The 6,638-nt window shown below is 42.2% G+C and carries 8 protein-coding genes and 1 tRNA gene; 4 read left to right on the plus strand and 5 right to left on the minus strand.

All coding sequences use genetic code 11. The features are described 5' to 3' along the window. Positions 1-68 precede the first annotated feature (68 nt). On the minus strand, positions 69-440 hold the full coding sequence (locus tag I6E84_RS12220) for an ArsR/SmtB family transcription factor (RefSeq protein WP_265090873.1): 372 nt from the start codon (positions 438-440) through the stop codon (positions 69-71). A 268-nt stretch (positions 441-708) separates the two neighbouring features. On the opposite strand from I6E84_RS12220, the gene I6E84_RS12225 reads away from it, so the two are divergent. The 3 genes from I6E84_RS12225 (at position 709) to I6E84_RS12235 (ending at position 2,897) form a co-directional block, all read left to right on the plus strand. Beyond that, positions 709-1,581 (plus strand): MBL fold metallo-hydrolase, encoded by an 873-nt coding sequence (locus I6E84_RS12225; RefSeq protein WP_197218237.1) that lies wholly within the window; start codon positions 709-711, stop codon positions 1,579-1,581. Positions 1,582-1,740: 159 nt separating this feature from the next. Then, positions 1,741-2,361, plus strand: a complete 621-nt coding sequence (locus I6E84_RS12230; RefSeq protein WP_197218238.1) for a class I SAM-dependent methyltransferase — start codon at positions 1,741-1,743, stop codon at positions 2,359-2,361. A gap of 98 nt (positions 2,362-2,459) precedes the next feature. Further along, entirely contained in the window at positions 2,460-2,897 is a 438-nt protein-coding gene (locus tag I6E84_RS12235; RefSeq protein ID WP_197218239.1) for a thioredoxin domain-containing protein, read from the plus strand. Between the two features lie 140 nt (positions 2,898-3,037). On the opposite strand, the gene I6E84_RS12240 is transcribed toward I6E84_RS12235, so the two are convergent. The 4 genes from I6E84_RS12240 to I6E84_RS12255 all read right to left on the minus strand — a co-directional run bounded on the left by I6E84_RS12240 (position 3,038) and on the right by I6E84_RS12255 (position 5,532). After that, positions 3,038-3,439: a hypothetical protein gene (locus I6E84_RS12240; RefSeq protein WP_197218241.1), complete on the minus strand. Its 402-nt coding sequence runs from the start codon at positions 3,437-3,439 to the stop codon at positions 3,038-3,040. A gap of 147 nt (positions 3,440-3,586) precedes the next feature. Beyond that, positions 3,587-3,946, minus strand: coding sequence for a SirB2 family protein (locus tag I6E84_RS12245; RefSeq protein WP_197218243.1), 360 nt, complete (start codon positions 3,944-3,946; stop codon positions 3,587-3,589). 89 nt (positions 3,947-4,035) lie between these two features. Continuing rightward, on the minus strand, positions 4,036-4,359 hold the full coding sequence (locus I6E84_RS12250) for a BolA family protein (protein ID WP_197218244.1): 324 nt from the start codon (positions 4,357-4,359) through the stop codon (positions 4,036-4,038). Between the two features lie 360 nt (positions 4,360-4,719). Further along, the gene (locus I6E84_RS12255) at positions 4,720-5,532 is read right to left on the minus strand and encodes a M48 family metallopeptidase (protein ID WP_197218245.1); all 813 of its coding nucleotides are present in this window, start codon (positions 5,530-5,532) and stop codon (positions 4,720-4,722) included. Between the two features lie 676 nt (positions 5,533-6,208). Here I6E84_RS12255 and I6E84_RS12260 point away from each other — a divergent pair. After that, positions 6,209-6,283, plus strand: a tRNA-Gly gene (locus tag I6E84_RS12260). The last annotated feature ends 355 nt before the right edge of the window (positions 6,284-6,638 follow it).

Here is a 6,638-nt window from a genome sequence, read left to right on the forward strand (position 1 = left end):
ATACGTCATCATGATAAAAAAGTTAGAGTGTGTTGAACGTTATTACAGCCGATTCTTAAGCGGATAATCTATCCGTCTGTTTTGGCACAAAAGCGTTGGTAAAGGAGATCTAGAACCGCTAAAGCATCGTCACTGGCAATACTATAGTAGATGTTCTTGCCTTCACGGCGTGTCGAGACCAGCTCGTCTTTGCGTAGGATACCCAATTGCTGTGACAAGCTTGGTTGTCCAACACCGACTAAGCTTTGAAGTTCACTGACGCAATACTCTCCTTGAGTCAGCTGACATAGCAGTAACAGGCGATCAGGATGCGAGAGTGACTTTAATAGCTGGCTGGCTTGCATCGAAGCTTGTTTCATTTGCTCAGCAAGGTCTTTAGGTGCAGACTCTGTCTCACTAGGTGATATAGGGTCGCTCGGGCTAGTAGTTGATGTGCTCAATGCTGAAGGTTTCAGAGCGAGCTCCTTATATTAAGTATAAATAGTAGGGTATAGCATTTATAGATAAACGTGATTAATTATCAATGATACATGAGTCTTTATCAAGTTATGTTTATTTACATTATATAAATTTATAAAATGTATAATAACTGCTATGTTAGTATGCACAGTCAATTGATATGTCGCTGCAGATACGAGAGCTGAGCGCATATTATACTTAAGAATTTATTAAAAACTAAAATATTCATAGAAATACAAAGAGGCAGCCATGCAAGTCCATTCATTCTTACATAGCGATACAGAGACCTATACTCACGTACTGGCAGATGTTCAGAAGCAAGTATGTGCCATCGTCGATCCCGTATTAGACTTTGATGCCAAGTCAGGACGTACTGGCACTACGAGTGTCGATGAGGTGATTGAGTTTGTCCGTGAGCATGGCTGGGGGCTGGTCTATATTATAGAAACCCATGCCCATGCCGATCATATCTCAGGGGCTGCACACGTCAAAGAATTGTTAGGTGGTCAGCTCGTCATAGGGCAGCATATCACCGAAGTACAAAAAACATTCAAGCAAATCTTTAATTTCGATACCAGTTTTCGCACGGATGCCAGTCAGTTTGATATTTTGACAGATGATGGCGAGACTTTGGCGCTTGGCGATATTACTATTACGGTCATGTATGTGCCAGGTCACACGCGAGCTGACATGGCGTATGTTGCTGCTGATGATGAAAAAACAGTGGTCTTTGTCGGAGATACTTTGTTTGCGCCAGATGTGGGTACGGCTCGCTGCGATTTTCCCGGTGGAGATGCCAAAACCTTGTATCATTCAATCAAAAGGCTGCTGGCACTCCCTGAAGATACGATGATGTATCTGTGCCATGATTATCCAAGCAAGGGTCGAAAACACTGTCCAAGCACTACTGTGGCAGCGCAAAAACTGGGTAATATCCATGTGAAAGAGGGGATCAATGAAGCCGAGTTTGTAGAAATGCGTGAGCGTCGTGATGCTACGCTTGATATGCCGCGCTTAATTATTCCTTCGGTACAAGTTAATATTGATGCAGGTCATTTCCCAGAGCCGGAAGACAATGGTATCCGTTATCTGAAAGTACCGATTAACGCTCTTGGTAAATAAAAAAACGGTGTAGTAAGTAAAAGTTGTTACCCCGTGCAGCACGATGCAAGTATCGTATGCTAGATCTCTATAATAATGCTAATCTGTAGATGGTCCGCTATATAGAAGCTCGGTATATCTACCTGCAAGCGCTAATCTCGGCGATAACTGGAGAGAGCAATGAACCCTTACAAACGTTATGTATTGCCCAAGCTGATCGATGTCGCTTGTAGTGCGGGTAATGTGATGAAAGCGCGGTCTAAAATTGTTCCTCAAGCACTAGGCGAAGTACTCGAAGTTGGGATTGGAAGCGGTTTGAATCTACCGTTTTATAATGCCAAACGAGTCTCTTCTATTGTTGGTATCGACCCAGCCGCTCAGATGCAGACACTCGCACGTAAGCGGGCGAGTGACATCAGCATTCCAGTTGAAGTGATAGCCGTGGATGTCCAAGGCATTCACGCTGATACGGATCGATTTGATACGATTGTGATGACCTTTACTTTATGTAGTATCGATGATCCGGTATCGGCACTTCAAGAAATGGCACGAGTGCTAAAACCTGATGGTCGCTTGTTATTTTGTGAGCATGGATTAGCGCCAGATCTTTCTGTCGAGCGTTGGCAGCATCGATTGACACCTTTTTGGAAACCTATCGCAGGAGGGTGTCATTTAGATCGCGATATTCCAGCACTGATTAGGGCAGGTGGTTTTGCCATCGAGGAGTTAAGCGAAGCGTACTTGCCAGGTCCACGACCGATGAGCTACGTGTATAGTGGTGTGGCAGCGCAAGTGGTATAGAAAATGACCATAAATCATCATAATAAAGTTGCTTGTATAATCAATTTATACAAGACGAACTGTTAAGACAATAGAGTAATTAGAATAGGAATTAAATCATGAATGAGCAAAACTTCCATCTAGTCTGCCCACATTGCCACGCGACCAACCGTCTCCCTGCTGCACGGCTTAGCGCTGCACCAAAATGCGGTAAATGTGGCCAGCCACTACTGACGGCTAGCCCTCACGAATTGAACGCGCAAACGGTCAGCAAGTTCATTCAAAAGAATGATGTGTTGACCATCGTTGATTTTTGGGCAAGTTGGTGCCAGCCTTGTATTATGATGGCACCGCAATTCAAAGTGGCTGCCAGTCAGTTGCCGCAAGTAGTTTTTGCAAAGATACAAACCGATAAATACGAGCAAGCAGCAGCTCCTTATAATATTCGTAGTTTGCCTACTATGGTTGCCTTTAGAGGCGGTAGAGAAATCGCGCGGCAGTCAGGCGCACTGCCCAGTGACCAAATCATCCAGTGGGTGCGAAGCTTAAGCGTTTAAGCTTCAGAGAAGTTTACAGTCGTGATGATGAGTCATAAAAAAGCCAATACGTTGATTGCGTATTGGCTTTTTTAATCACAATAATCGTCTAACATTATGGGTACTCGAAGCTATCGAATATAGCTCATTTTATTTAAATGCTACTCACCATAAATTTTGATACCGTTGACGAAGCTACAACGTTGAATACGTGCAGATTGTACTATGGCATCACTCTCGCCATAGAGCCGTGATAACTTGGCATCGCGTGCTTGAGTACTGTTGCTTTTGCCAAGACCAAAACTGATGTTAGGAGAGATACCCCAACGTCCTGCAGAAATCCCAACCCCGACACCTGAGGCAGATAAGCTTGACTGCTCGTTACGTGCTGCGTCTGCATAGCGATTGACTCGAGTATATTCTTGGCTGAGTGCTTGGCAATCATAGCTTTGATAGGTGCTTGGCGGCACATACTGCGGTGTGACATTACCTGTAGAAGCACAGCCTGAGAGCCCCAAAATACCAGCTGTGGCTAGTAACGTCGCTGTAGTAAGAGTTTTCATGGTGGCTCCATTAGGCTGAATTATTGTCTTTGTATGTATTCAAGATAGCAAAAATAATGTGATTAAGATATTGAAAGTCCATCGATTATCCAATATTTTGCCTCTGAGTAGTCTTGCTATATGTGCAACTTTAATACGGCAGACGGATCAAAATAAGTTGCCAGGCTTTGTAAAGGCCAGTACTACAATACCAAAATACGCGATACTCGCAATGACAATACCCGCTTTTCTTTGGGCAGGTGTTGCATGATTTTTGAATGCTTTTACACTAGCGCTAATAGCAGTGAAGAGCAAAATTATTTTGGCGAAAGCCCATTGGACAGGGGCATTGACACTCATTAGCTGCATGAGCATCACTGCGCCTGATACGATAATGAGTGCATATAAAATATGAGACGCTATCTTCACCGCACGTGGCGCTCGTCTATTAGAGCTTAATACCAAATAACTCTGGTATATAAATACCACAATGATCAGTAATGCCATTAGCATATGTAAATGTTTCATTGAATATGGTTTTCCTTAAATTTGCATTGGTCAGCTTGTTTATAGCATTCAATTATTATATGAAAACATGTGATCTAAACAACAACATTCTAAGCTTTGTTTTGTCCAGCGCATAACGGGCTATCAGGGCTTTGGCCTTGCCACTCGACGGGCGTATAAGCATGAATAGCTAGAGCATGTACTTGACCACCTTGTGAGGTCAGTAGCGCATTAACCAATCCATATACGAGCTGATGGCGTGCGACCAAGCGTTTGCCTTCAAAAGCATCACTGACAATAGTAAGCTTAAAATGGCTTTCTTTACCATCGAAATAACCAGCATGATTCATTGACTCATTGACCAGTTCTAAATGTTGTGACTGCAGAACTTGTAGCTCTGCATTAAGTGCATTAGCAGTCGGTGTGGTAGTCATAACAATCCTTCCATATGTTTTGCTCAACAGTATTTTGCTTAATAATATTTAGCAATGTGTAGATTATATATTGTGGGCATTATAGCAGACACAATTATCCAGACTGCATGCTCTTGAAATGCGTAGACAAATAAATTGTTCTTACTTACCAAGTATAGGGCTAACAAATATAACCATCAGCAATAACGCGATTAATAGCGATACGCTCAATTGCCAAACTCAATAGTTATTGTCATTTCTTACTAAAATTGTCATTTCTTACTAAAAATGAAAAGAGCAGAGCACAATACTTCATGTGCACTCTGCTCTTATAATCTATAAACATTGACTCAAAACGTGACATCTACCAATAAGTTTTGATTAACGGCGGGCTTGCTGATACAGCGGCGTTACTTTAGGCATCAATGCCTGTAATTGAGAAATACGACTGCTACTAGATGGGTGAGTGCTTAAGAATTGTGGTGGCTCGCCTTCGCTTGCTTTCTGCATTTTTTGCCATAAGCTAACGGCTGCCTGTGGGTTGTAGCCTGCACGTGCCATCAGCTCAAGACCGATTTGGTCAGCTTCAGACTCTTGAGTACGACTGTGGGGTAGGCTCAAACCTAAATTGCCAGCAGTACCTGCTAACTCAGCCTGTCCTTGTGATAAGCCAAATATGCTAGCAGCCACACCGATACTTGTTTGCGTTGCATATTCACGCGACAGACGCTCACGTGAGTGTTCACGTAGCGCATGTGACATCTCATGTCCCATAATCGCTGCAATCTCATCATCAGTTAGGCTCAAGCGATCGATAATACCTGAATAAAACATAATCTTACCACCAGGTACAACAAAAGCATTCAGTTCATCAGATTGGATAGTATGCACTTCCCAGTCCCACGCTGCCGCATCTGTACGGTAAGTACCAACCTGGCCGATTAAACGATTAGCAATAATCTTTAGGCGATTAAGCTGAGCTGTATTTTTGTCTAGTACGCCCTTTGATTTGGCTTCTTTCAGTGTGTTCGCGTAGCTTTCTGCTGATAACTGAAGGACTTGCTCACTAGAAACTAATAGCAGCTGCTGGCGGTTGACACCAACGGCACCCGTGTTGGTCGTGCTAGTACAGCCTGCTAAAGTCAGTGTGGACAGTGACACTGCCATCACGGTAGTGGTCATTAGCTTTTTCATAAAAATATCCTCGCTGTAAATGATAAAAGTAAAAGTTGTACAAAGTATATATCTATAAAATAGGTCAAATGATAATTCTTAGCTGATATGTGGACAGCACTTATTACTCTATTTATCTGTCTTAATAGTAAAATTTTACCCGAACCGGCATTGCCCATAAGTATAATAATGTTAATAGGCTAAAACCAATGTAGAAACAGTAACAACACAACGTATGATTGTAAGTGGAATATCATCAAATCTTGATTGCTCTGCTACCGTATCGACTTTGCTATACTTATTATCTCTACTTGGTTTATTTGTATCGAACACCTTAAGCTTTGACTGTGGTCATATGCAGTAGAGTGGAATATGTTCTTAAGGTTTGTTTATAAAATAACGTAGCGGTGCACTACGAAAATAGCAGTTTGGTTGATGGGCATGGGCGTGATTAAACATAGTTCATGATGATGGTACATAATATTTTCATCACTAGTGAAAATAATGATTACTTCAGTAAATGAGATACTTATTATTAAATCAATTACTTATAGGTAGACTCTCTAGAAATAGAGACTTAAAGTGCAAATATTGGAAATAAATATAAAAAAAGGTGTTGACACACTCAGGAATTTTGATAGAATAGCCAGCCTATCGAGACGGAGTTGTTGTTAACAACACTGCAATTCGATAATCAGCGGGAATAGCTCAGTGGTAGAGCATAACCTTGCCAAGGTTGGGGTCGAGAGTTCGAATCTCTTTTCCCGCTCCAAATATGGCTTGAAAAAGCACTAAATCCTCACTTCTTATCATAAGAAGTGAGGATTTTTTTATGGATAAAATTTGGTCGAGACTAATCAAAGATAACCACTCATTCGCACCCAAAGAGTCTGGCCGATGAACTAATAGAAGTACGGAGTACTAATAAAAAGCCAGCAACCAGTCACGCGCGTGGCCACAGAAGAAACCAGTAAACCCTTAAATATCTCAAACCAACCTGCATCATAAGGGCGCATCATGCCTCCAAGAATTCTCACCCATATCTCCCCTCAGCAAGCCTTCATCATATCAGCCATCGTCATCGCCATTATGGGTATCACCATGATTGGCTTTGGTTGGGTGCCGCA

It is taken from the genome of Psychrobacter sp. SCQQ22 (assembly GCF_015864605.1).
Taxonomy (GTDB): Bacteria; Pseudomonadota; Gammaproteobacteria; order Pseudomonadales; family Moraxellaceae; genus Psychrobacter; species Psychrobacter fozii.